Raw genomic sequence first — 22,822 nt, forward strand, 5'->3', positions numbered from 1 at the left:
AAGGCCGGGCGCCCGGCTCGAGGACGCCGACCCGGTCGGTTGATCGGCCGTCAGGGATGGGGGGAGACGGCCGATCGACTGCGAGGTTCCCGTAAAGCGAAGCGGGATGCAAGCATAAGTGCGTCTTGATTCACGCGGGCGATGCTGCCCTTTGGGGCACGGGCCGGCGCCAGAGGCTGACATAGCCCCAGGCTATCGCAACCGCCAGGGGCAGAACGCCTGCGAACATGAAGACGAGGTCGCCCGGCATCCGCAGCCATTCCAGGAGACGCGGCAATCGCGCGCCGGTGAAGGACAATTCGCGCGCATACCAATAGCCGTTCTCGATCACGGCGTGCAACTGCAGCAGCCCTCCGGGGAGAAGGCTGAGCAGGATCATCAGCGCGAGACCGGTATTCAGCCCCCAGAAGGCAATGGCGATCAGCGGTGATATCCTGCGCCAGACGGTGTTCTGTACCGACTCGCGCAATACGAACACCATGAGCCCGATGCCCAGCATGCCGAACACGCCCATCAGCGCGGCGTGGCCATGATTGGGCGTCAGGATCGTGCCGACCTCATAATAGCTGACGATCGGCGTATTGATGAGAAAACCGAACACGCCGGCGCCGAGAAAATTCCAGAAGCCCACGGCCATGATGAAATAGAAGGTCCAGCGGTGGCGCTCGACGATGGAGTCATTGCCTCGCGTCGTTCGCACGAACGACCAGGCATCGAGCGTGATCATCGTCAGCGGGACCACCTCGAGCGCCGAGAAGACCGCTGAAAGCGCCATGTTGGCTTCGGTCTGGCCAGTCCAGTACCAATGATGGCCGGTTCCGATCAGCCCGCCTCCGAAATAGAGGATGGCGTCCAGATAGATGGTCCGTAGCGCGGTCAGACGGTGGACGAGCGCCATCTTGTAGAACAGGATTGAGACGATGACGGTGACGAAGAACTCGAAAAACCCTTCCACCCACAGGTGAATGATCCAGAAGCGCCAGGCATCGACGATCGTGAAATTGGTGTCGGACCCGAAGAAGAGCGCCGGCAGATAGAACATCGGAATCGCCACGCCGGCCAGCAGGAAGAAGCGGGCGAAGGCCCTGTGCCCGGGGTGGCGCAGGGCGGGCGCCACCGCCCGCCACAGGAGAGCGAACCAGAGGCACAGGCCGACGACTAGCAGGATTTGCCAGAAACGGCCGAGCTCGAGATATTCCCAGCCCTGGTTGCCGAACCAGAACCATGAGCGCGGCAGCCACTGCAGGATCCCCGCCCATTCCCCCAGCATGCTGCCCACGATGACGATCGCGAAGGCGCCGAACAGCAGGTGGATGGCTAGGCGCTGCCGGGGCGGCGTTTCCCCACCCAGTAATTCGCTGACAAATAGCGCGCCTGCGACGAAGCTCGTGGCGATCCAGAAGATCGCCGCTTGCAAATGCCAGGTTCGCATCAGATTGCTGGGAAACCAGGACGCGAGATCAAAACCATAGAAATCGCCTGGATCGGCCCGGTAATGGGCAATCGCCGCGCCGAAGAAGACCTGGCCGAGAAGTAGGAGGACGGCCACGCCCATATATTTGAGCGTGGCGCGCTGAGCGTCGCTGATGGCCCATTTTCCCATCGGCTCCGGGGCCCCATGCCATCCCAGATAGTTGAAGCGGCCGAAGGCGAGCAGCGCCAGGGCCGTGCCGCCAAGCAAGGCGATGAAACTGATCGCGCTCCAGATGAGCGCTGCGCTGGTCGGCCGGTTGCCCGCGAGAGGGTCATGGGGAAAGTTGTTGGTGTAGGAGTGGCTGGTCCCGGGTCGTTCGGCGACCGATGCCCAGGCCGCCCAGGCAAAGAAGGCGGTGAGCTGTCGTAGTTCGCCCTTGTCGGTTATCAGGCCCGGCGCGAGGCCGCCATTGCCTTCGGGGTGCGCGAAATAATCGGCCCAGCGCTTTTGCTGCGCGTGAAACGTCTCGGCGCCAGCGGACGGCAGGGTCAGGGTGGCCGCCGCCGGGTCGTAGCGGTTGTAACGCAGCAGGGGAGGCACCTCGCCATCGACGGCGGCACGGTCCGCCGGGGCCAGCGCATCATGGGCCATGCCGAACCGGGCGCGTGCCCGCTCCTGCGCGGTGGTGACCGCCCAGGCATGCAGATAGGATGCGCTGAAGTCAGGTCCGAGATACCCGCCATGGCCCCAAATGGAGCCGTTGTTCATGAGGCCGTATTTCAGGAATATCTGTTGGCCTGCGCGGATATCGTTCCCGCTGAACAGGGGCCTGCCTGCCGTGTCGATCACCTGCTCGGGAACTGGCGGCGCGTTGGTATAGGTCTTCACCATCAGCAGCCCGAGCACGCTGAAGCCCAGCACCATGGTGAGGATCACCGCCCAGCGCCAGCGCGGCGACAGATTCTCGACCGCTTTGGCTTCCGTGCCCATCAACATCGCGCTCCTTCTCCCGATCCCGTCCGATTGGGATCAATGATCGAACAGGATCGTCAGGAGCAAGGAGGAGTCCTCGATGCCCATCAGGCGGTGCCTTGCGCCCCCTTCAAGAAAGATCCAGTCGCCAGCAGCCAGTTCGCGCTCCACGCCGGAAAGCCCCAGCGCTACGCGCCCTTCCAGGCAATGGAGCATGATGTCGCCGGCCACTTCGTGTGCCGGTATTGCCTTGCCCGAAGGGATGACGAGGCGGATCGCTTCAAAGCCCTTCCCCTTCACGATTGCGGTTGATGGCGTGTTCGGCAGGTTCTTGCCGAGCGGTCTCAGATCGATAACCTCGCCTGATCGTGCGTGGGGTTGCGCCATCCGGAGCGTCCTCTTGCCGTTGCGCCGGCATGTTGCGTCATCAAGGCTTATGGATCAATCGCTGACGTCGATGCGACCACAAACATCGAAAGTTGAAGCGATGATGTGGGTGGACAAGCGTACTAGAAATCACATCCGGACGTAGGACCTTGAGGGGGTGTGCGGCCATCGAGTCTGACTTCGACGGTGTAGTAACTTTGCATGTGTCCCAGAGGGGCGGTCTGCTGTTCGACGACCATGGTGAACGGGGCTCGACCCGGCGCATTTCCCGCGAAAGTGCGGGTGCCGGCGCCCGCACCTGTCTTCTCGCAGGAGCGCTGCGTGAGGGACGCGCCTTTGAGGCGCATGGCTTCGACGATGTCATGGGGGATCTCGGCGCCGACCTCGCTCCAGCCAAGGGAGACCGATCCCGGCTGGCCGGGTCCTGCGACCGCGACATCCAGATTGCCCAGTCGGCCGTTGGCGATTGTCGGGGCGGTGGGGCGGGCTGCCCACCGCACGGATGGGGCATGCCGCTTGAGTTCGTCGAGCGTGACCCGCGCGCCGGAGGCGGCTGGAAGAGTGCTCATGAGGAAATCTGCCGCCGGACTGCTGGCGACGACATGCTCCCATCGGGTCTTGCACTCATCGTCGGCCCAGCGAGCGGCGCTGGCGTCGCGGCGGACGAGATCGCTGCGGCACTTGACTTTCCAGACGACTTCGCTGCCTTGGGAGGGGGATGGATTCGGGAGAGACGAGGGACCTGGGGTTCCCGGCGGGACCATCGCGCCAGGCTTGGCATTGTTTACCGAGACAGCCTCGCCGAACCCCTGACCGTTCCAGGCGAGTTGCGCCGCACATTGCGTGGTCGGGGATGAGCCTGCGCCGCACAGCCCGCCCTTTCGGGCGATCTGGACCTTGGGCGGCGCTCCAGCGAGAACGCGATAGCCGACCAGCGTATCGGAATAGACCCGGCGAGCATTGTTCGCGCGGTCGGTGACGAAGATATCGACCCGGGCCTGACCATTCTGGCGAAACAGCACGGGGCGGCCGATGCACTCATAGTCGCCCTCGGATAGAAGATAGTCGAGCAGGCCGTCGCCATTAAAATCCTGGGCGATGACATAGCGTCTGGTACCTTCCCTGCCTCCAGCGGCCTTACAGCGAGTGTCGAGGGAGTGCATGTGGGTGAGGACGACTGCCGGGATCGGCGACCGTGTCTGGGCGACGAGTGGTGAACCGAGCAGGGCAGCCGCGAGGGTGCCGACGGATATGGGGAGAATTCGCATCGGATCATGATGGTCACATGCAGACTGGGGGGCAAGCCTTGGCTATGCGACGGGCACCAAGACGTTACCGAGTGGCCGCCATTGCGCGGGGTTCGTTCCGGACCTGGTGCGTTTGGGCCGATGCATAGCGCTGAAGATCAGGGTCGCGGCTTGAGGAGGACGTTTGCGACCTGGCGATAGCTGGCCGGATGAATCCGGTCGCGGGTCGGGAAGCGGTCGAGGTCCAGGGTTTCGTCATTGTAGCGGGCGGCCACGAGGCTGACGAGTGCGGCGCGCTGCCGGTCATAAGGTAGAAGCCAGATGACGCGGCGCGAGGGGATGCGCGCGCGAATCCGGGTAAGCTTTACCGATAGGCCAGGCGTTGGCGCGTCGTTGGATCCGATCGCCAGAACGCTCGTGCCGAAGATCCTTGGTGGGATGATCCAGGAGACCATCTGATGCGCGGTGGCGCGTTCGGCGGCGCGTACCTCGCATTGCGATGGATAACGTTCGTTGACGGCTCGAGCCGTCCCGAGCCCGATGCTGTCGCCGAAAATGAGGCATTCGAACATCGACTGACTTCCCATTGGTGCGTGGGCTGCTCAGCAAGTCTGCCGCAGCAGGCGGGTCGCTTACAAGCAGTCTGGGTATCCGATGCCTTGCACCCGGGCCTTCGGGCAGCCGCGCAGGAAGCGTTTCAATAGTTCCATTGTGGAGATATCCGAAGTCGTGCGATGGATCCGTTCGAGGCGCTCGCTCCGGGCTTGGCGCTGAAGTCTTGATGCACGGCGCGCCTTCTCCTTTCGCGCCGAGCGATGTGGAACCTTTGGCCCGCCGGGGAGGGGTATGACGGTTCGCGAGCGACCAATCTCAGCTGTCATCGCATCGGCGGCGGAACGGTTTGGTGCAGATGGTCCGGAACGAGTTCGAGATCGGTAACGTCGGTCGAAGCGAGCAGGTAGGCATCCTCGCCTTCGAAGAAGTCCTGGACACGCGTGTCATTGTCTTCTGGGCGAGGGGTGTGGCCAAAGCGAGTCTGCCAGTGCTGGTCTACAAACTGGAGCAAGGCATCCCAGGCAGCGGAAGCAGTGTCATAGACCGCAACAACCTCTTGCCCCTGCGAGAGGATGACGAGAACTGTTGCGTGCATGTGAGCGTCCCGTCGGCAGCATTGATATGGTGTGAGCAGATCATCTCATCTGGTAGATTCTGCGCATATTTGCACTCAATAAGTATTATTCCCAATCTTGAATTCGGTAGTTTTCGAATTAGCGAAATGCTCAGTCGATAAATACATCCAAAATGGCGATAAAAATCTTAAGTCATTAACAATGACTAGCTTGTCGGCAATGTGAGATCATTACTAATACATGTATTATATTTCTTCCATTATATCTCTATGGCCGCTCAATCTGACTGGTGCGCTGTTTCGGCCAGACTCTGCCACGGCCCATGAAGCGCGTGAATTGCCTGTCGCGATGGCCTGCGTTAGCCTTTCCTTGAAGCACGACCCCTGGACTGCGGAGCATGATGGGACAGCTTACCGAAATCGAAGCGGCTAACTGGATGGCGTTATACGTCGCAACGGGCATTTGTTGCGCCATGGCATTCGCACTGTCGTGCGGGATGGTGATGTGCGCGGTATACCGCGAGCACAGTTGGACCGCTATCACCTCCTTGCGGTCCGCGCTGTTGTTCGTGCCTCGGACCTGGTGGCGCTGGCAGAAGCTCTATCTGACGTCCATGCCTGTCACTCTGGTGATCGTCATCATGTTCGCAGCGTCGATGCGCTGGAGCTAGAGGCCTAATCCGCCCAGTGCATCCGTATTCTTGCAGGCAGTGCATCCGATCTCCGAAAATATCAGAAGACCGATTGCGCCGGAGGATGGCGCCAAGGCATCCGCGATGGAAACCTATGCGTATGAATGGCCCCTTGAAGCCGTTGGGGGTATGCGGCTGGTCTCTTGATCGAAGGTCCCTTGTGATCGTGTTGCCCTTCCAGAATTCCACGCTGAAGTCCGCATCGCCATATCTTGTTCTTGGTATGCTCACTCTTGGCAATGCGGCAAATGCGTAGTGTCGTCTTCCGAGCACTGCGCGATAGGGGGTCAGTGTTAAGCGGTGGAGACGCACATGAAGCGCTTTCAACGATTTTTCGGGAAGCCGCACAGGCGGCCGGGAGAGCCGCATTTCCCGACCAACTATGACGGCTCTGGCTGCTGGTGGGCTGAGGATGGCGTATTGCCGCTTGCTGCTGGCAGAGGCTTCAATCTTCCTGTCGTCGGCGAGCTGCAGTGGCAAGACACGATATCGGCGCTCGTCGGAGGCCGCTGCGAGGAAGGCCACAACTGTCAGATGCCTGCCCAGTTGGTGTTCGACGACACTAATTCGCGCGATCCGAATGCCATTGGCGTGATGATCGATGCGCGCGCGGTCGGCTGGATCCCCTGGGAGCGAGCAGCTGAGTTTCGGGCGGCGCTGCATGCGCTCAATACCGAGAACCTGCCGGTGACATGCAAGGCGAAGGTGGTCGGCGGATGGGATCGGGGCAGGAAGGATCGAGGCCTGTTCGGCGTCAAGCTCAGTCTGTCTATTCCGCTGAAGGTTCATCGCGATGCTCGTCGGATGAACAGAAAAGCGTGATCTGTGGCACGGCTGGCCAGGAATTCAAGCTCAGCGTCGGCCACAAATGACCTGGCGCAGCGGACCACGCTGATTCCGCATCGCAGACAAACTTATCCATCGAAAAATGGCGATGGGATGCTATCCGGCGTGTCAAATCAGCGATCCTTTTCCCTTCCGCGAACTTGGTGGCGTTGGCAGAGACTCCAGCTGACCTCCATGCCCGTGACGCTAGGGGTCGTTGCCATGTTCGCAGCTTCCCCGCATTGGAGTTGAGCTTCGGCTTCGTCATAGACCCAGGGCCCTCCCAACGAGACTCCCAACCCTGTTCTGCTCGACATCGGTCGGCGAGATGCACAAGAGGGGTGCGATTTGTTTCGTGCGTGCATGCGTGATCGCTTTCGCAGCGAGATAGGCCTCGTCAGTCGATCCCATGGCTTCGACGACGATCTGCCGAATTTCTCCGGTGGTGCGCGAACGCGCCTCGAGGAGGAAATCCGGCCGGCAAGGTCCAATCGGGGTCAGCGTATCGAAGACGGGCTTTTCGATCATCAGCTCGATACCGTAGCGCTCGAACGTCGAGCGCAGCTTGATCAGTTCGCGGAGCGCCGAGCGCTCGAACTCGGAGTCGACAGGAATGAACCGCCGGCCTGACAGAATGGGTTGGGCATATGCTCTGAGCGGTGCGTAGCCATGAGCCTCGGGATATTGTCCCGCCACGATGAGGACCAGATAAGGACCCTTGATCGGATTGCCGCGTACCGAAGGAGATTGCACGCGGTTGGCGATCACCACTGGATCCGATCCCGATACCTGGATCGTTGATCCGCGGAATGTCTGTGCGAACAGAGCGAGGAAGGCCTGAGGCGCATGGCCGTTTGGCCAGCGGCGGGCGATCTCGCGGAGACTGGCATAGACGCGCTTGCTGTGCAGGGCCTGAGCATGGGTCCAGAAGGCCCGTCCGAGCTCGATGCCCGGCGCGATCTCGATCTTTGCCGCTGCGGCTGCGAGAGTCCGGAACTCATCGCTGATCGAGCGGTCGATGTGGTCCTCGCAAGCCGGCGGGCAGCGGTTGAGACCGGAAATGTGAAGGAGGCGCCACAGCAGGCGAGCGAGCCGCGGAACCGAGCCCTGGCGGGTTCGGTCGTCGCTGGCAGTCTCGTCGGGCTTTTGCGCGAGTTTTTCCGGTGCCGGGCGCAAGACCTCGAAGTAGCCCGTTGGTGGTTCGGCGGGATTTTCGTGTGTCCGAACCTCGCTCAGACGGTTGGTGGCCTGCTCGCGAAAGAAGGGGCAGTCGGGATGGTGCTCGGGGCGACCCAGGCTCGTGAGGCGCCGCAGATAATAGGTTTCTGCCTCGGAGAGGAAAGCCGGGGTGAGGATGGGCGGGGGGTGTTCGGGCGAAAGACAATCGCAGGCGATCCACTTCTCGCCGATACGCGCCTGCTGGACGAGCGTGATGCCCGCCTCTTCGTCCCAGCGTGATCCAGTACCGGCGTACCAACGGATCAGCGCCTCCCGAACCGGGGCGGGCAGTGCGATGCGGCCGGGTCCCTGGCCATTGGTGTGGCGAGCGATCAGCCACATTTATCGAGTTCCGGAATGGGCGCCGCGCCATACCCGCGGCCGGGGGACCGGATTGACAGAACTTCATCCCATGTCCTCCACTTGCACCATTGCGGATTAGCGAGGTTCTCATGAGGACATGTTTGATCGGCGCCGCGGCGATGGCGAGCCTTTGGAACAACATTGGCGAGGCGGCCGCCGCGTCGTCCCGCTCGGTACGAAGCGCTCAGCTGATCTCGATGGGAGGGACGGCGGAGCAAGGCCCGATGCCAACGCCCGAGACGACGGAGCCACCTCCTTCCCAGGCCTTCCGCGTCCATGATCTCAGCCGGCGCTGGGTGGAGCATCAGATGGCCGACAGCTTCAATACGCCGGACGGGGCCGATGTCTTCGATGACAGCGATCCGTTCGCCAAAGTCGGCGTCGCGCAACCATTGCCTGCGCCGATCGGTGTCGTGGTGCCTCCGGCAGCAGCGATCACCGTACCCTTGTGGATGCGCACAGGACCTGCCGTCGGGTTCGCGGCATCGCGCTATGTGCCGCAGTGCTCGGCTATACCTTATCGACCGACGGGGTTTCTCAGGCCCGATGCGGAATTTCGCCGGGCCGGTTTCTATGACCTGATGAGCAGTATCGCGTGCGAACACGGCATTCCGGTCGGTCTGTTCGACGCGATGATCATTCGCGAAAGCCGCTATCGGCCGAACATCTATTCTGCGAAGAACGCGTACGGGCTGACCCAGTTGATGCCGGGCACCGCAGCCGAGCTCGGTGTGAACCGCTATCATGTCGAAGGAAATCTGCGCGGCGGGGCCAAGTATCTGCGCCGGCAGCTCGATCGCTTCGGTCAGTATCACCTTGCGTTGGCGGCCTATAACGCGGGTCCCGGGCGCGTTCGCAGCGGTTATGTGCCCCAGATCCGGGAGACGCGCGATTATGTGGACAATGTCCTGTTCGACTGGTCGCGATTGAATGGCTACCAACGCCGGGCGATGGTCGTGCCTGCGACCACGGCCTATCCTCCGGCACCTGCGCGGACAGCGGGACGCACTGCGACGATATCGGCGTTCTAGTCCTGCATGACCGCTCAATGACAGGGCGCGCAAGACCGCACGCCCGTTAGATCTGGAAATCATCGCCATCTGTTAGCCGCGCGCGCCGCTCGCGAATCTTGATGACTTCCTCCGCCACGCGTTTCACGACCGCCTTCTGAAGCGGGCCGCCCCAATCCCGTTTCACTTCGGAGCCGTCGATGCCGTTGATATCGTCGAGCGCCTCGATGATCTTGCGGGGCAGGCCGACGAACATTTCGCAAAGCATGGAAATGACCGTGGCGTAACGATCCTTGTCGAGCGGTTCGAAGCCCTTGAAGGTCTCTATACAGATATAGGCTTGCAGGACGTTGGTTCCGAGCGCGTGGAGAATCTTCTCGAGTTCGGGTTGGGTCATGACCGATCGCTTGTCCGGGTCGCTATGGAGGAGGAGGCCAAGGCGGGATTTGCTGATTCCGGTCAGGATCGCTAGTCGGCGCTGCGCGGTGTCCTGCGCAGCCATGGTATGCAAGATCAGGGGTATATAATCCCGCTGAGGCTCGTCGCCCTCGACGACCTCCACGGCTCACGCCCCCACCCAGGCAAGAGACGACATTTCAATCTCCCAAAGCCGATCGGATCAGGGGAGACAATCATAGGCGAATCGGCAATGCAACCCCGGTTTGAACCACAAGCGAGGATGATCGCCTGGCTAACTCGTTGTAGAGGAAGCTTCTTAACTTGATCCGCCGTTGGCGAAATCGCTCCGCTCGGACCGTTCGAGACCGTGGAGATCCAGCTTTTCCATGATGCACGCCGTCTTCTGTTCGACGACATAGTCAAACAGGAGGATCGACAAGGTGTCCGCCACGGTTAGCTCCGAACCGAGCTGGCGACTGAGCAATTTCTTCACTTCATCCAGATTTTTGACGCTCGTCCTGGATATATTCAGATTTAATCTGATGCTTCCATCGGACGGAATAGAAACAAGGTGCTCCTTGAGCGTACTCGTGTCGTGATCACCTATTCTATCTGCGCGAGATGTCTGGTGATCGACTAGGTTCGAAAGCGTCTGATAATGCAGGGTTTCGTTTGAATGGAGACGAATACCCTCGGTCGTCAGCCGAAAAAGGGGCTCGGAGATATCGAGGGTAAAATCTCGTGAGTCTGCGACCATTGTCCCCACGTCCTGAATTTGCAGTCCATAAGTGGCCCGATCTGAATGTCGGCCTTACCGCAGCGGTTATGAACCGATAATGGTTAACATTTGGCATTTTTACGCGCGACTCTACCGTGATTGGGGTGTGTCCGCAATTGCGGGGCAGTGTGCCCTGTCATCACGGCCGCATTGCCCGTCGAACGTGGGCAGCGTGCCCCCGATAGCGGGGCATCGCGCCCCGAACACGCGACCGGAATTGAAGAATCGCAAAAAAAGACGATCGCCGCGACGGGTCTAGCCCGGCTCTCCGTTGCGAGCGCGGGTGTCGTCTGGCCACCCTTTGCTTGGGCGCGGACCCGTCGCGTCTCCATGTGAAGGAAACTCCACCATGCAGTCAGTCGTCAAAATGGGCGGACGCGCGGAACTGGCGATTTTCGCTCTTGCCGTGCTCCTGTTCGCTTGTCTCTGGTTCGTGGGTCCGGCGTTCGCCGGCGCCGACACGACCTTCGATACCGCGCTCACCAAGTTCACCGATTTCCTCGAGGGGTCGGGCGGCAAGATCATCACCGTGCTCAGCCTCGCCGGCGGCATCGTCGCCCTCGCTTCGGGTCGCTTCTCGATGGGGCAGATCGCCATCCCCGTCGGCGTGGGCGTTGGCGCCGGCACCGGTATCCCGATCGTCACGTCGACCGTCACAGCGACGATCTGAGTCCCGCGATCGGGCGAGGTAGCAGCCTCGACCGATCCAAGGAGAGGGTGGTGCAATGGCCACGGACAAGTACGTCATCCCAACGCATCTGGACGATCCCGAGCTGATCGGGCTGTGGACCCTGGATGAGTTCCTGGCGATGGTCATACCGTTCGCATGGGGGATCCTGTCTCAGCACATCCTCATCGGCATAGCGCTTTCGAGTGCGGGCTGGTGGGGTCTCAGAAAAGCTAAGGCAGGCCGGGCGACATCGTGGCTTCTCCATTTGGCCTACTGGTATCTACCGGCCGGGTTCACCGGCCTCAGAGCCACGCCACCCTCGTACCTTCGATTGATGGCGGGGTGACATGGAACTTTCCTACAGCCATTCGCACAGCCAGCGCGTCCTGCGGCAGCGGAATATCCTGGCGATCGTTGCGGCCGCGCTCTGCGCGCTGACGATACTGCTTTTGATCTTCACGGTGTCGCGGGACCGGGAAGTTGTGCTGCAGCCCATCCTGCGATCTCCCGTCACGGTGAGTTCAGCAGGTGTCAGCCGCGAATATCTCGAAATGATCACGCGCGACACCGTGGTGCTCACGCTCAATCGCAGCCCTCAGAATCTCGAATACTGGATGAATTCGGTGCTCGATATCACGGCGCCATCGGCCCAGGGCAAGATCAAGGCTGACCTCTTGAAGATCGTCAACGAACAGCGGGGGTCATCGATCTCCCAGTTCTTCACGATCGAAAGGATGGAGCTCGATACCCGGAATCTCCGTTCGGAAGTCTCGGGCAGTCTGCACACCATCGTCGGAAACAAGGTGATTTCCAACGAGCGCCGGACCTTCCGGTACGACTGGGAATATTCGGGTCTGTCGCTGAAGCTGATCGGCTTTGGAATGGTGACGGCTCCCTCCAGCGAGCAAGCAGGGAAGGACAAATGATGTCGGTCTACGCCATCGGCGGCATCGCTGCCGGTACAGCTTTCCTGTCGCGCAGCGATTGCCCTGTGAGCCGCGGCATCGGCGCCGGCCTCGTGGCGGTCGCGATGTTGCTGGTGGCGGGACCCGCCTGGGCGGATCAGACCGTGATGGCTTCGGACAGCGCCCAGGTCGATTGCATGGCCTCGGCCAAGGATCTGACCCGCATAAGCCTGGTCGAAGACGAGTTTGCGTCGGTCTCGAAGATCTCGACCGGAAATCCGATGGACGACTTCTCCGTCGTCAACGAGCCGGTACGCGGCGACATCTATCTGTCCGTCCCCGACGGCTTCGTGCGGCCGGCGCTGTCCTTCTTCGCCACGAGCAAGCGCGGCTACGTCTACAAGTTCGTGTGTCGGATCAACGGCGAGCAGGCCGCACAGGTCTTCGTCTCGAACCCGGCGATCGCCAACGAGAAGGCGGCCGAGAACGGGCCGGCGCAGAAGCTCGCCCCGCGGGACGCGGCCGTCGAGCTCGTCCAGGCGATGTACTCGAACGCCGTCGCCGACGGCTACGAGATGCGTCAGCGCGCCTTGCGGCCAGTCTATGTCGGCACGCTCAAGGTGCAGATGATCGCCGAATATCGAGGTCAGGATCTCACCGGCAAGGTGCTGCGCATCGAGAACAAGGGCGACCAGCTCGTCGAGCTCACCGAGGCGATGGTTGCGCCGGCGAGCGCGCTGGCGGTTTCGGTCGCGGAAAACAAGCTCGCCCCGGGCAGGGTCACGACGGCCTACCTCGTCTCCCAGAACGGCCAATAGGCCCAGACACAAAGGTGAGGACATGGCCCTTTCCGACTTCCTGAATCGCAAGCGACCGCCTCTCGATGGAGGATCCGATGAAGGCGTGTCGCCGCTTGCCGGCGACCTGGCCGGCAATGAGGCCGTGCGCCGCAAGCAGCGGCTGCTCTTGGCCGGCGTGGCGGGTGCCGGGCTGATCCTGTCCTCGTTCTGGATCTTCGGCGGCGATGGGGCCAGCGAGAAGGCCGGCGAGGATGGCGTGGCCGAGGTCACGGTTTCGACCAAGGATCTCGTCAATCGCAACCTATCCCAGCAGGAGTGGATGGCGCTCTCGGAGAACCGCTTCCAGTCCACCGAAAACCAGCTCAAGTCGATCGGCGGGCAGAACCGCCGCCTCGAGATGCTGACGGCGCAGGTCGAAACGCTGAAAGGGCAGAACCAGGCGATGCAGGCCGACGGCCAGCGCGTGCTGTCCGCCTACCAGGCAGAGAACGAGCAGCTGCGGCGCCAGGTGAACGAGCGGCGGGCGCCGGCCGCGCCCGTGCCCGGTCCGGCCGCCCTCTATGGCCCCAATGGACCTCAGGCCTATCAGCGGCCCGATGGTGCGGGCGGCGGAGCCGCCGCGGGACCGATGCGCTCGGCAAGCGAGGTCAAGCTCGTCAATTTCTCGACGGCCGACACCGGCAATGCGACGCGGGTGGCCAAGGGCAGCACGGTCTATACCGACAGCGTCAACTACTTACCGCCGAACAGCTTCGCTCGCGCGAAGGTCATCGTCGGCGTCGATGCCAGCGCCGGGGTCAACAGCCAGACCGATCCGCTACCGGTCGTGCTGCGCGTAACGGGCCCGGCGCGCTCGGTCTATCAGAACGGCAGGCTCCTCACGACCAAGATCGAGGGTTGTCTCGTCAACGGCGCGGCGCGCGGAGACCTCTCGAGCGAGAAGGTCTACGTGAAACTGCAGAAGATGACCTGCCCGCAGCCGGGCGGCCGCTATGCCGTGTCCGAGGTCAAGGGCTTCATCGCGTTTGGCGGCAAGACCGGCGTCAGGGGCAGGGTGGTCTCGCGCGAGGGATCGCTCGTGACCCAGGCGTTCCTCGCGGGCCTCGCCGGCGGGTTCGGGCGCGGCTTTTCGGCCAATGCGAACAGCGTCTTTCAGGGCACCAACATCACGACCAACGGGCAGCGCGACAAGTTGTCGACCGGCGAGATCCTCGAGGGCGGGTTCGGCGAGGGCGTCGCCCAGACCGGCGACATGGTCTCGAAATATCTGATCGAGCGCGCCGAGCAATATCAGCCGGTCATCGAGATGCCGACCGGCGTGGATGTCGAAATCGTCTTCCTGGAGGGTGTATATGTCCGCAATTGATCGTTTGCGCCTCCTCGCGCGCCCATCGCGGCTCATGGCCGCGACCGTGCTTGGTCTCAGTGTCGCTGGCATCGCGCTCGCGGCCGATACCAGTTCTCCCGAGGACCGGGTCCGCGCGCTGCTCAAGACCCGGCTGCCCAAGACCGCCATCAGTGCGATCGATTGCGGCAAGATCGGCGGGCTCTGCGAGATCACGGCGGGCGACAATCTCTTCTATGTCGACACCGGCGCCCGCTATCTCGTGGTCGGCCGTGTCTACGATATGCAGACACGGCAGGACATCACCGCGGCGCGGCTCCTGGAAATGAACCCCGACATGCTCGTCGGCTCCGCCGCCAAGGCGAATGCTGCCGCGGCAGGCGCCGAAGAGGACGCGCCGCAGCGGCTCGCGGCGGCTCCCACCCGGCAGACGCCGACGGCTCCCGCCAAGGCGCGCAAGCTGTCCTTGTCGGGCCTTCCCCAGGATGGAGCGATTGTCTGGGGCAATCCCTCGGGACAGACGGTAACCGTCTTCACCGACTTCCGCTGCGGCTATTGCCGGGCGCTCACCGCCGTCCTCAAGGACATGAACCTCCGGGTCATCGAGCGGCCGATTTCCGTGCTGGGCAGCCGCGAGGTCGCCGACCGCGTCTATTGCGCGAAAAACCGTGAAGCGGCGCTTCATGCGGCCTATGCGGGTGAACCGTTGAAAGCGGGTCCCGCCTGCAACACGTCCGGCCTCGACGCCAATGAGGCGTTCGCGCATCGCCACGGCCTCAACGGCACGCCGGTCATCGTGCGCAGCGACGGCGCCGTCATCGAAGGCTACCGACCGCGCGCGTTCCTCGAGCAGTGGCTCCGGGAGACCCAGTCGTGAGCGCGCGGGACATTCGCCGCCGCTGGCTCACGGCATCCGTCGGCATGGCGAGCCTCGCGAGCCTCGCGGGCTGCGCAAGCTTCGGCGGGAACGTGAAGGGCAGCTTCTCCTGTGCTGCACCGGATGGAATCTGCGCCCCCAGCTCGAATATCGACGACCGCGCTCTGGCGATGATCTCCGGCGATGCATCCGAGGGCGATGCCCTGCCGGCCGGCGGCTTCGACCAGAGGTCATCGGGACGGGGCCATCGCGCCTCGGCGGGACAACCCGCCCGCCTCGCCGCAAGCGATCCGGCCCGCACGCGCGAGAAGGTGCTTCGCATCGTCTTCCAGCCCTACATCGACGAACGGGGGCGGCTCCATGAGGCCAGCGCCGTTCATGCCGTCGTCGCGAGCGGCGAATGGCAGCAGGCCATTCTCCAGTCCGTGCCGATGGCGGGTCGGTCGAGCGCGGCGCAGTTCGATCGTAGCGAATCCCTCGCCGACGCCGTCGATCGCGCCGACCCTCCCGGCGGTCTGGCCGCGATCGATCTCGGTCTTCCCGACCCTGCGGCCGTCGCCGCGGCCCGCGCGCGCGGTGCGGATCCGGTCGGCGCAATCAAGGCCGACGTCGCGGCACGCCTGGCACCCAAGCAACGGACCGCCTCGGCGCCAGCGATGGGCAGCACGGCTTCTGTGCCGCCGCCCAGCTCTGCCCTTGCGGAATCGAGCGCGGCGCCGCCGGTGCCCGCAAGCGGCGGCGCACCGGTCAAGGAAGTGCCTGCGCAGATGCAGGGACCGGTCTCCGCAGCGGGCGCCACGGCGGTCGACCGGGTCAAGGCCGATCCGGCCTATCAAGGTGTCGCCGGCAGCGTTGCCAAGGGCGCGCGCGAGGCCGCGGCCCAAACCGGCGCAGAGCCCGCCCCCGCGAAGGGCGGCACCGTCAAAGCGGCGAGCTTCCCCGCCGCCGTTTCCGAGGACAACTGACGTGGCGGGCGGGCGCGGTTTCATCGAGACCCTGATGTCGGGCATTCTTGGCGACGCCAAGCGTCCCGATGCCGGTCGGCCCGAGCTGGGCGTGCCGATGCTTGCGCATTGGCTGCCCTATCGCAGCTACGACGCCAAGACGGGGATATTCTACAACAGCGCGTCGCGCGGCTTCGTCGTCGAGGCTGCGCCGATGATTGGCGCTGACGAACGCACGGGCGAGATCCTCACCCAGTTCCTTTCGGAAGCGATCCCGGCTCCGGGCTGCCTGCAGTTCCATCAATGGATGAGCCCACGCGTGGGCGAGCGCCTGTCCAAATGGTACCTTCCGCGCTACTCGGCTCGCGGCGTTTACGAACGCATGGCGAAGCACCGCGTCGATTTTCTGACCGATGGCGTGTGGCGGTCGCTGTCCGCAGACGCACCCTTCTCGCTGCGCAACCACCGCGTGGCGATCTCCTATTCGACCCCTGAAGCCTCGAGCGTTTCTGTCGAGGAGATCACCGCGGTGATGGACGGGCTCATCTCGGCGCTGGCCTCGATCAACGTCTCGGCCCGCAAGATGGACCCGACCGACCTCATCGCCTGGATCGACGATATCACCTCGCCGACAACGGCGGCCGGCGAAGACGTGGTGAACTACAACCCGCTCGACCCGATCGCCGATCAGGCCATTCGTCGCGACGTCGAGCTGCACATCGAACCCGACCGGATGCTGCTCAGAACCGAGCGCTTCCGGCCGACCGGCCATACCGTGGATGATGCACCGGAGATCGGCGAGATTCTGCCGGATGTCTTCGACGTTCGCTCGTTTTCGGTCCGGAACCTGCCGACCCGATGGGCACCGTGGGACGTCGCGCGGCTGATCGGCGACATGTTCACCGACAAGCTGAGAATGCCTTGTCCGGTCGCGACCAACCTGTGTGTCGAATTTCCCGATCTGCAGGCGTCGACGAACAAGGCCGGCTTCAAGTTCATGCGCACGACGAGCCTGGCCGATTCCAAGTCGGCACGCTTCCTGCCCCAGCTCCGCGAGCAGAGCCAGGAATGGCGCTACGTGAACGATGAGCTTCGTCAGGGACGCAAGCTCGTCCGCGTATTCTTCAGCGTGACCTCGTTCTCGCCCAAGGGAAAGGGCGACGCCAATGAGCGGGTCCTGAAATCGGTTTACCGCGCGGCGGGCTGGGACCTTCTCGATGACCGGTATCTTCAGGTCATGGGTCTCCTCTGCGCGATGCCCATGACGATGGCCAATGGTCTGTCGCGGGATCTCGACCGCATGAAGCGCATGCGCACGCTGCTGACGACGACCGCCGCCAATCTCGCACCGATCCAGGGCGAGTTCCTGGGCGGCCACGTGCCGCATCTCATGCTGATCGGGCGGCGCGGACAGCCGTTCTTCTGGTCGCCGTTCGAAAATGCCGCCGGCAACCACAATGTGGCGGTCTTCGGCAAGTCCGGCTCGGGCAAGTCGGTGACGCTGCAGGAGCTTTGCGCTTCGCTGTGCGGCGCCGGGGCGCGAGTGGTCGTGATCGACGACGGCCGTTCGTTCGAGCACTCCGCGAAGCTCCAGGGTGGCGCGTTCGTCGAGTTCACGATGTCTTCCGGCTTCTGTCTGAACCCGTTCAGCATGATCGACGAAGAGCTTGCGGCCACGGACGAGGATTACCTGCTCGACTGCATGGCGATGCTCAAGGCCATCGTGAACCAGATGTCGCGCCACATCGACCGGCTCAACGACACCGAGCGCGGTCTCATCGACGGTGCGGTCAACAGTGTCTGGGCGGAAAAGGGCCGCCATGGCTCGATCGATGACGTGATCGCGGCGCTCGACGCGACGGGCAACAACCTGGCTATGGATCTCGGGATCGCCATGCGGCCCTTCTCGGCCGGCGGCACCTACGGCCGCTTCTTCCAGGGCGAAGTGTCTTTCGAGCTCTCGGCCCAGCTCACCGTGTTCGAGCTTTCGGATCTGTCATCGCGCGAGGAACTCAGAAGCGTCGTCCTCACCGCGATCATGTTCATGTCGCAACAGATGATGCGCAAGGTCGACCGCGCGATCCCCAAGGCGCTGCTTCTGGACGAAGCCTGGCAAATGCTGCGCGGCGGCGCGATGGCCGATTTCATCGAGACCTATGCGCGGACCTGCCGCAAATATGGCGCCTCGCTGGTGACCGCGACCCAGTCGCTCAACGACTATTACAAGTCGGCCGGCTCGATCGCCGCGCTCGAGAACTCCGACTGGTTCGTCATCCTCCAGCAGAAGCCCGAGACCATCGCGGATTTCAAGAAGCACGATCGCTTCGAGATGGACGATCACACCGACGCCTTGCTTCGCTCGCTGAAGATCAACGGCCGGGAATATTCGGACATTCTCATCAAGGGTCCGGAAACGCTGGCGGTCGGCCGCCTCGTGCTCGATCCCTTCTCCGCCGCGGTCTATTCGTCGAGCCCGGCGGTCTACGCCGCTATCGAAGGCCTGGTGGCGCAGGGCCTCAGCATGGACGAGGCGATCGAGCGGATCGCCTTTCCCGACAATCCCGAAAAATGGACGGCGCATCCCGATGCCGACCTCGCCGAAGCGGCGGAGTGAGCCATGGTGAGCATCCCTTCATCGATCGATAGGCCGCCTAGCACCCGCCCGCCGCTGCCGCAGGCGCGCGCGATCCTCCATTTCTACCTGCACCTCGCCGGCTTCACCGCGACGACGCTACTGCTGGCATGGGGTCTTTTCGCGCTCTTCTTCCTGGCCCTCGGTGGTTTCTCGTTCGACGGGCTCATGCACCAGCTGGGCAATCTAACCAGCAGGTATATCGCCGCGAGCCCCGAGCGGGTCGCCTCGTTCAAGCGCATCTTCGTCGCCGCGCATCTCATCCTGGTCGCGGGCCTGATCGTCCTTCGCCGCCACAGGATCGTGCCTTCGGCACTTTCGAGGAGGAGTGAAGACCATGGCTGAACAGCCCGAACTCGATCTGCCGGCGCCTGCCGTGCCCCCGACGCCCCGGCGACGGCGCGCAATCTTCGCCGGCTTCACGCGGCCGCAGATCCTCATCGGGATGCTCGTGCTCGCCGCGCTCATCTGGGGCATGTGGGTGACCAAGGCACTCGTTGCGCCCAGGCAGGATCGCATCGTCTCGGCGCGCCTTTCGTCGATCGTCGGCGAATATGTGCAAGCTCAGGCCCGCTCCGCGTCCCCGCCGGCGCAAGTCGAGGCCGAGATGCGCAGGTTCATGGCGTCGCTCGACACCGAGCTGCAGCGCCGCAGCGCCAGTGGACAGATCGTCCTCGTCGGCGAAGCTGTGCTGACGAAGAACGTGCCCGACATCACCGACAAGCTCAGGCAAGCGGTCTACGCATCGGGCGTGGCGCATCCCAAACAGGCGTCCGCCGTCCAGCTGCAGCAACTCGAACAGCAGGCGATGATGGCGGCGCAGCCGCAAGTCGCTCCGCCGGCACAGCCCGCGGCTCCGATGGGTTATGCCGATCCGATGGCGGCGGGTCCGATGGAGCCCGCCATGGGACCTGCCGCCGCCCCGCAATATGCTCCGCCGGCCGCGTCGGTCTCAACATTCGGAGGCGGCGATGGCAGCGGCGGTCAATGACGCGTTGGCGCGCGGGTGGCGACCCAACGGACGGCTCTGGCTTTTGTTCGGCGCGTTCGTCGCGGGCTGCGTGACGCTGGGAGCGATCAGCGATTGGCGGAATGATCATCTCTTCCTGATCAACACCTCCGACTCGCTTCCGAACTGGGCGTTCCTCATTCGCCGTGGTCAGATGCCGGCGAAGGGCGATTATGTCTTCTTCGACCCTCCGCCCAGCGCGCTGCTGCGCCGCCATTTCGGCGAGCAGCCGAAGATGTTCGGCAAGATCGTCTATGGCCTGCCCGGAGACGTCGTCGGTCACTCGGGGCCGGACGTCACGATCAACGGCGCGCGGGTGGCGCGAATGAAGTCCTCCACGAGGGCGGGCGAGCCCCTGACGCCCGGCGCGACGGGGCGGGTACCGCCGGGCTGCTTCTTCGCGGGCACGCCGCACAAGGATGGCTTCGACAGCCGCTATGCCGAGATCGGCTTCGTCTGCGCCCGGCAGATCGTCGGCACCGGGGAGCCGGTGCTGTGAGGGCCGTCCTGGGCGGAGGCATCGCCCTCCTGGGGGTCGCCGCGGCCGTGCTGCTGGTCGGCCCCATGCGCAGCGAGGCGAAGGACTACGGCCAGTCAGGCCAAACGTTTCCGATCATCGAGCCCGACCTTCTCTCGACCATCGAGGCCCGCCTGCGCCGTGCGGAGGCGAGCGGTGAGCTCGCGCGCATGAACGACGTGTTCGCCAAGCGGGTCGAGGCGAAGGTACGCCGGCCCCAGCCCGTCGAAGGCATCACGCCGGCACGGACGGCCAGGAGTTGGGATTACGACCCGACGGTCGCGATCGAACGCGATATCCGCGACCAGAAGGGCAATCTGATCGCGGCGGCGGGTCAGAAGATCAATCCGCTCGATTTCGTGGCGGTGAGGCAGGACCTCGTCTTCATCGACGGCGACAACGCGGCGCAGCTCGCCTGGGCCACCGCCCGCTACACCGATCTCAAGGCCAAGATCATCTTCGTCAATGGATCGCCGATCGAGCAGATGACCGCGAAGAAGCGCCGCTTCTACTTCGACCAGGAAGGCAAGCTTACCGGGACCTTCGGCATCGAGCACACGCCCGCTGTCGTCAGCCAGGCCGGCAAGGTGATGCGGGTCTCAGAGATGGTGATCAAGCCGGGGAGTCCGGGATGATGCCGCTCTGGCTCGACATGCTGCGCACACCAATGGCGGCGCCGGAGACCGTAGGCCTGAGGCGCCTGCGCTTCATCTGGCAGGGTCTCTGTCTCACGCTTGCGGCGAGCATTGCCGGCCTTGGCCCCTTGCGCGTGATCCTCGGCCGCGCGGCGCCCTGCATCATTGCGATCCTGCTCGTCACGACCCTGCTCGCGACGCTCATCTACCTTCGGCGAAAGCACCATGCCGATACGGTCTATCTGGCGACATTGGGGGAGGGTCGGTGATGCCTCTATTCCGCTCGATCGTGGCTGCCTTGCTGCTGGCTCTCGGCACTCTCGTTGTGCCGCAGGCCGCCCAGGCGGCAGGCCCGACCTGCAACGGCAAGTTCGTCAATCCGATCACGGACGTCTGCTGGTCTTGTCTCTTCCCGCTATCGGTGGGGGGCCTCAAGATCTGGCCGAGCGGGCGCCCCGACACCAATAACCCGGCATCTCCGATCTGTGCGTGCGCGGATCCCCTGCCGCGCATCGGCATCTCGGTCGGTTTCTGGGAACCCGCACGTCTGGCCGACGTGACGATGAAGCCGTGGTGTTTCCCTAACCTCGGCGGCATGCGCATCGCTCCCGGCTTCGACATCGGCCAGGGCTACCTCGCAGGCCCATCGATGGTGGGCGGTCGGTCCCAGAGCACCGCGAAATGGCACGTGCACTGGTACGTTTATCCGCTCCTGTACTGGATGGAGATCCTCACCGATTTCGTCTGCTTCGAGCAGGCCTCGTTCGACATCGCCTATATGACCGAGGTCGACCCGCTGTGGCAGGACGATTCCCTCGCGGCGCTGATCAACCCCGAGGCGATCGTCTTCGCCAATCCGATCGCGCAGGTCGCCTGCGCCGGCGACTGCATCGCCGGCACGGTCCACCTTCCCCTCGATCCGCTGTTCTGGTGCGCGGGCTGCCAGGGCAGCATGTATCCGCTTAACGGCAACATCCCGTCCTCGATCGGGCATGTCCAGTCCTCGCGGCTCGCGCTGTCGCGCTTCGCCTACAAGATGCATCGCCAGGCGCTTGCCTGGGGCACGATGGGCTCGGCCGGTCTGTGCAAGAAGTACCTGATGCCGATCATGCGCAAGCAGCAATATCGGTTTCAGATGACCAACCCGATCCCGACGGTGAACGGGCGCTTTGCCTGCTCGGCGATCGGGGCCTCGACCATGCCGCCCGACGCGGGCCGCGCCTATCCCGCCGGCGGCGAGGATATGGGCTACCTCGTCTGGCGCAAGCGCAACTGCTGCGTGCTTTAGGAGAGCTGGGATGCGACTTCTCGCCTGGAGCTCGGCCGGCATCATCGCCCTCGCCAGCGTATCGGTTCTCCTCGCCCAGACGATCGACGGACTGGATGTGCAGGCGATCAAGCAGCGCTCCGCCGATCTGCAGGCGGAAGCCCAAGCATTTGTCGACCAGGTGAAGGATCGCGGCGACGCCTTGCGCGAAGATGCGAGCACCGTTCGCGAGCATGGCATGGAGAACATGCAGCGGGTCGCGACCACGGACCTTCCCAAGGGTCCGGCGGGCCCGATCGATTTCGATGAGATCGTGCAGGGCGCTGCGTCCAACGCGACCGCCGGTGGCGGGGAGGCGCCACAACTCATCGCTTTCGCCAGCCTGTCCATGCCACCCAAGGCGCTGCGGCAGCTCATCCAGGATACGGCACGCGCGGGCGGTGTGGTGGTCTTTCGCGGCTTCCCGAACAATTCGATGAAGGAGTTTTCGCAAGCTCTGGGCAAGATCGTCGAACGCCAGGACGACTTCGCCAACATCGGTATCGACCCGCGCCTTTTTCGCGCGTTCGACGTCCAGGTGGTCCCCACCTACGTTGCCGTCTCCTCGGATTTCGACCTGTGCGCGGGCTTTTCGTGCCGCACCAAGGTTCCGCCGCATGATCGAATGATCGGCAACGTCACCGTCGAATATGCGCTCAGCTCTTTCGCGGATGGTAATGGGCCGGGCGCGCGGGTCGCGGCCGTCGGTCTTGCCAATCTCCGGAAGCCAGCGCGGTGAAGCTGCTGG

The 22,822-nt window shown here is 63.5% G+C and carries 26 protein-coding genes; 18 read left to right on the top strand and 8 right to left on the bottom strand.

Annotated features, from left to right (window positions below; genetic code table 11):
* Nucleotides 1-130 precede the first annotated feature (130 nt).
* The 5 genes from PYV00_RS14135 to PYV00_RS14155 form a co-directional block, all read right to left on the bottom strand.
* Nucleotides 131-2,404 carry a nitric-oxide reductase large subunit gene (locus PYV00_RS14135; RefSeq protein ID WP_275228919.1) on the bottom strand — a complete coding sequence of 758 codons (2,274 nt, stop codon included), beginning with the start codon at nt 2,402-2,404 and terminating at the stop codon, nt 131-133.
* Between the two features lie 39 nt (nt 2,405-2,443).
* Nucleotides 2,444-2,773, bottom strand: coding sequence for a cupin domain-containing protein (locus tag PYV00_RS14140; protein ID WP_275228920.1), 330 nt, complete (start codon nt 2,771-2,773; stop codon nt 2,444-2,446).
* Nucleotides 2,774-2,895: 122 nt separating this feature from the next.
* The gene (locus PYV00_RS14145) at nt 2,896-4,041 is read right to left on the bottom strand and encodes a hypothetical protein (protein ID WP_275228922.1); all 1,146 of its coding nucleotides are present in this window, start codon (nt 4,039-4,041) and stop codon (nt 2,896-2,898) included.
* A gap of 137 nt (nt 4,042-4,178) precedes the next feature.
* The gene (locus PYV00_RS14150; RefSeq protein ID WP_275228923.1) at nt 4,179-4,592 is read right to left on the bottom strand and encodes a hypothetical protein; all 414 of its coding nucleotides are present in this window, start codon (nt 4,590-4,592) and stop codon (nt 4,179-4,181) included.
* 305 nt (nt 4,593-4,897) lie between these two features.
* Nucleotides 4,898-5,170 (bottom strand): hypothetical protein, encoded by a 273-nt coding sequence (locus PYV00_RS14155; protein WP_275228924.1) that lies wholly within the window; start codon nt 5,168-5,170, stop codon nt 4,898-4,900.
* A gap of 380 nt (nt 5,171-5,550) precedes the next feature.
* Here PYV00_RS14155 and PYV00_RS14160 point away from each other — a divergent pair, with 380 nt between their 5' ends.
* Nucleotides 5,551-5,820: a hypothetical protein gene (locus PYV00_RS14160; RefSeq protein ID WP_275228925.1), complete on the top strand. Its 270-nt coding sequence runs from the start codon at nt 5,551-5,553 to the stop codon at nt 5,818-5,820.
* A 333-nt stretch (nt 5,821-6,153) separates the two neighbouring features.
* Nucleotides 6,154-6,663 (top strand): hypothetical protein, encoded by a 510-nt coding sequence (locus PYV00_RS14165; RefSeq protein ID WP_275228926.1) that lies wholly within the window; start codon nt 6,154-6,156, stop codon nt 6,661-6,663.
* Nucleotides 6,664-6,930: 267 nt separating this feature from the next.
* On the opposite strand, the gene PYV00_RS14170 is transcribed toward PYV00_RS14165, so the two are convergent.
* Nucleotides 6,931-8,226: a hypothetical protein gene (locus PYV00_RS14170; RefSeq protein WP_275228927.1), complete on the bottom strand. Its 1,296-nt coding sequence runs from the start codon at nt 8,224-8,226 to the stop codon at nt 6,931-6,933.
* A 122-nt stretch (nt 8,227-8,348) separates the two neighbouring features.
* Here PYV00_RS14170 and PYV00_RS14175 point away from each other — a divergent pair, with 122 nt between their 5' ends.
* Nucleotides 8,349-9,278 carry a lytic transglycosylase domain-containing protein gene (locus PYV00_RS14175; RefSeq protein ID WP_275228928.1) on the top strand — a complete coding sequence of 310 codons (930 nt, stop codon included), beginning with the start codon at nt 8,349-8,351 and terminating at the stop codon, nt 9,276-9,278.
* Between the two features lie 46 nt (nt 9,279-9,324).
* Here PYV00_RS14175 and PYV00_RS14180 read toward each other — a convergent pair whose 3' ends face one another.
* Nucleotides 9,325-9,819, bottom strand: coding sequence for an XRE family transcriptional regulator (locus tag PYV00_RS14180; RefSeq protein ID WP_275228929.1), 495 nt, complete (start codon nt 9,817-9,819; stop codon nt 9,325-9,327).
* A 153-nt stretch (nt 9,820-9,972) separates the two neighbouring features.
* Complete coding sequence (locus tag PYV00_RS14185) at nt 9,973-10,413, bottom strand: hypothetical protein (RefSeq protein WP_275228930.1); 441 nt, start codon at nt 10,411-10,413, stop codon at nt 9,973-9,975.
* Between the two features lie 370 nt (nt 10,414-10,783).
* On the opposite strand from PYV00_RS14185, the gene PYV00_RS14190 reads away from it, so the two are divergent.
* From PYV00_RS14190 to trbC, 15 genes are read left to right on the top strand one after another with little or no spacing between them, the layout of a single operon-like run.
* A complete protein-coding gene (locus PYV00_RS14190; protein ID WP_275228931.1) occupies nt 10,784-11,104 on the top strand; it encodes a hypothetical protein in 321 nt (106 codons plus the stop codon).
* A gap of 55 nt (nt 11,105-11,159) precedes the next feature.
* Nucleotides 11,160-11,450 carry a type IV conjugative transfer system protein TraL gene (gene traL, locus PYV00_RS14195; protein WP_275228932.1) on the top strand — a complete coding sequence of 97 codons (291 nt, stop codon included), beginning with the start codon at nt 11,160-11,162 and terminating at the stop codon, nt 11,448-11,450.
* Between the two features lies 1 nt (nt 11,451).
* Complete coding sequence (locus PYV00_RS14200) at nt 11,452-12,030, top strand: type IV conjugative transfer system protein TraE (RefSeq protein WP_275228933.1); 579 nt, start codon at nt 11,452-11,454, stop codon at nt 12,028-12,030.
* Nucleotides 12,027-12,827, top strand: a complete 801-nt coding sequence (locus PYV00_RS14205) for a type-F conjugative transfer system secretin TraK (RefSeq protein ID WP_275228934.1) — start codon at nt 12,027-12,029, stop codon at nt 12,825-12,827. The genes PYV00_RS14200 and PYV00_RS14205 overlap by 4 nt, the downstream gene beginning before the upstream one ends.
* 22 nt (nt 12,828-12,849) lie before the next feature.
* On the top strand, nt 12,850-14,175 hold the full coding sequence (locus PYV00_RS14210; RefSeq protein WP_275228935.1) for a TraB/VirB10 family protein: 1,326 nt from the start codon (nt 12,850-12,852) through the stop codon (nt 14,173-14,175).
* Entirely contained in the window at nt 14,162-15,031 is an 870-nt protein-coding gene (locus PYV00_RS14215; protein WP_275228936.1) for a DsbC family protein, read from the top strand. Before PYV00_RS14210 ends, PYV00_RS14215 begins: the two co-directional genes overlap by 14 nt.
* Nucleotides 15,028-15,996, top strand: coding sequence for a TraV family lipoprotein (locus PYV00_RS14220; protein WP_275228937.1), 969 nt, complete (start codon nt 15,028-15,030; stop codon nt 15,994-15,996). Before PYV00_RS14215 ends, PYV00_RS14220 begins: the two co-directional genes overlap by 4 nt.
* A gap of 1 nt (nt 15,997) precedes the next feature.
* On the top strand, nt 15,998-18,589 hold the full coding sequence (gene traC / locus PYV00_RS14225; protein WP_275228938.1) for a type IV secretion system protein TraC: 2,592 nt from the start codon (nt 15,998-16,000) through the stop codon (nt 18,587-18,589).
* Between the two features lie 3 nt (nt 18,590-18,592).
* Nucleotides 18,593-18,952, top strand: coding sequence for a hypothetical protein (locus tag PYV00_RS14230; protein WP_428981641.1), 360 nt, complete (start codon nt 18,593-18,595; stop codon nt 18,950-18,952).
* A complete protein-coding gene (locus PYV00_RS14235) occupies nt 18,945-19,598 on the top strand; it encodes a type-F conjugative transfer system protein TrbI (RefSeq protein WP_275228939.1) in 654 nt (217 codons plus the stop codon). Before PYV00_RS14230 ends, PYV00_RS14235 begins: the two co-directional genes overlap by 8 nt.
* Entirely contained in the window at nt 19,579-20,115 is a 537-nt protein-coding gene (locus PYV00_RS14240; RefSeq protein ID WP_275228940.1) for a S26 family signal peptidase, read from the top strand. Before PYV00_RS14235 ends, PYV00_RS14240 begins: the two co-directional genes overlap by 20 nt.
* Nucleotides 20,112-20,768 (top strand): type-F conjugative transfer system protein TraW, encoded by a 657-nt coding sequence (gene traW / locus PYV00_RS14245; protein ID WP_275228941.1) that lies wholly within the window; start codon nt 20,112-20,114, stop codon nt 20,766-20,768. The genes PYV00_RS14240 and traW overlap by 4 nt, the downstream gene beginning before the upstream one ends.
* Nucleotides 20,768-21,037 carry a hypothetical protein gene (locus tag PYV00_RS14250; RefSeq protein ID WP_275228966.1) on the top strand — a complete coding sequence of 90 codons (270 nt, stop codon included), beginning with the start codon at nt 20,768-20,770 and terminating at the stop codon, nt 21,035-21,037. Before traW ends, PYV00_RS14250 begins: the two co-directional genes overlap by 1 nt.
* Complete coding sequence (gene traU / locus PYV00_RS14255; RefSeq protein WP_275228942.1) at nt 21,037-22,056, top strand: conjugal transfer pilus assembly protein TraU; 1,020 nt, start codon at nt 21,037-21,039, stop codon at nt 22,054-22,056. The genes PYV00_RS14250 and traU overlap by 1 nt, the downstream gene beginning before the upstream one ends.
* A gap of 10 nt (nt 22,057-22,066) precedes the next feature.
* Nucleotides 22,067-22,813, top strand: a complete 747-nt coding sequence (gene trbC / locus PYV00_RS14260) for a type-F conjugative transfer system pilin assembly protein TrbC (RefSeq protein WP_275228943.1) — start codon at nt 22,067-22,069, stop codon at nt 22,811-22,813.
* Nucleotides 22,814-22,822 lie beyond the last annotated feature (9 nt).

Origin of the sequence: Novosphingobium album (ex Liu et al. 2023) (assembly GCF_029076845.1) — a bacterium.
GTDB lineage: Bacteria > Pseudomonadota > Alphaproteobacteria > Sphingomonadales > Sphingomonadaceae > Novosphingobium.

Excerpts from the sequence above, each read along its gene's own strand:
- PYV00_RS14135 (WP_275228919.1), bottom strand. The coding sequence starts at position 2,404 with ATGGGCACGGAAGCCAAAGCGGTCGAGAATCTGTCGCCGCGCTGGCGC.
- PYV00_RS14140 (WP_275228920.1), bottom strand. The coding sequence starts at position 2,773 with ATGGCGCAACCCCACGCACGATCAGGCGAGGTTATCGATCTGAGACCG.
- PYV00_RS14145 (WP_275228922.1), bottom strand. The coding sequence starts at position 4,041 with ATGCGAATTCTCCCCATATCCGTCGGCACCCTCGCGGCTGCCCTGCTC.
- PYV00_RS14150 (WP_275228923.1), bottom strand. The coding sequence starts at position 4,592 with ATGTTCGAATGCCTCATTTTCGGCGACAGCATCGGGCTCGGGACGGCT.
- PYV00_RS14155 (WP_275228924.1), bottom strand. The coding sequence starts at position 5,170 with ATGCACGCAACAGTTCTCGTCATCCTCTCGCAGGGGCAAGAGGTTGTT.
- PYV00_RS14160 (WP_275228925.1), top strand. The coding sequence starts at position 5,551 with ATGGGACAGCTTACCGAAATCGAAGCGGCTAACTGGATGGCGTTATAC.
- PYV00_RS14165 (WP_275228926.1), top strand. The coding sequence starts at position 6,154 with ATGAAGCGCTTTCAACGATTTTTCGGGAAGCCGCACAGGCGGCCGGGA.
- PYV00_RS14170 (WP_275228927.1), bottom strand. The coding sequence starts at position 8,226 with ATGTGGCTGATCGCTCGCCACACCAATGGCCAGGGACCCGGCCGCATC.
- PYV00_RS14185 (WP_275228930.1), bottom strand. The coding sequence starts at position 10,413 with ATGGTCGCAGACTCACGAGATTTTACCCTCGATATCTCCGAGCCCCTT.
- PYV00_RS14190 (WP_275228931.1), top strand. The coding sequence starts at position 10,784 with ATGCAGTCAGTCGTCAAAATGGGCGGACGCGCGGAACTGGCGATTTTC.
- traL (WP_275228932.1), top strand. The coding sequence starts at position 11,160 with ATGGCCACGGACAAGTACGTCATCCCAACGCATCTGGACGATCCCGAG.
- PYV00_RS14200 (WP_275228933.1), top strand. The coding sequence starts at position 11,452 with ATGGAACTTTCCTACAGCCATTCGCACAGCCAGCGCGTCCTGCGGCAG.
- PYV00_RS14205 (WP_275228934.1), top strand. The coding sequence starts at position 12,027 with ATGATGTCGGTCTACGCCATCGGCGGCATCGCTGCCGGTACAGCTTTC.
- PYV00_RS14210 (WP_275228935.1), top strand. The coding sequence starts at position 12,850 with ATGGCCCTTTCCGACTTCCTGAATCGCAAGCGACCGCCTCTCGATGGA.
- PYV00_RS14215 (WP_275228936.1), top strand. The coding sequence starts at position 14,162 with ATGTCCGCAATTGATCGTTTGCGCCTCCTCGCGCGCCCATCGCGGCTC.
- PYV00_RS14230 (WP_428981641.1), top strand. The coding sequence starts at position 18,593 with ATGGTGAGCATCCCTTCATCGATCGATAGGCCGCCTAGCACCCGCCCG.
- PYV00_RS14235 (WP_275228939.1), top strand. The coding sequence starts at position 18,945 with ATGGCTGAACAGCCCGAACTCGATCTGCCGGCGCCTGCCGTGCCCCCG.
- PYV00_RS14240 (WP_275228940.1), top strand. The coding sequence starts at position 19,579 with ATGGCAGCGGCGGTCAATGACGCGTTGGCGCGCGGGTGGCGACCCAAC.
- PYV00_RS14250 (WP_275228966.1), top strand. The coding sequence starts at position 20,768 with ATGCCGCTCTGGCTCGACATGCTGCGCACACCAATGGCGGCGCCGGAG.
- traU (WP_275228942.1), top strand. The coding sequence starts at position 21,037 with ATGCCTCTATTCCGCTCGATCGTGGCTGCCTTGCTGCTGGCTCTCGGC.
- trbC (WP_275228943.1), top strand. The coding sequence starts at position 22,067 with ATGCGACTTCTCGCCTGGAGCTCGGCCGGCATCATCGCCCTCGCCAGC.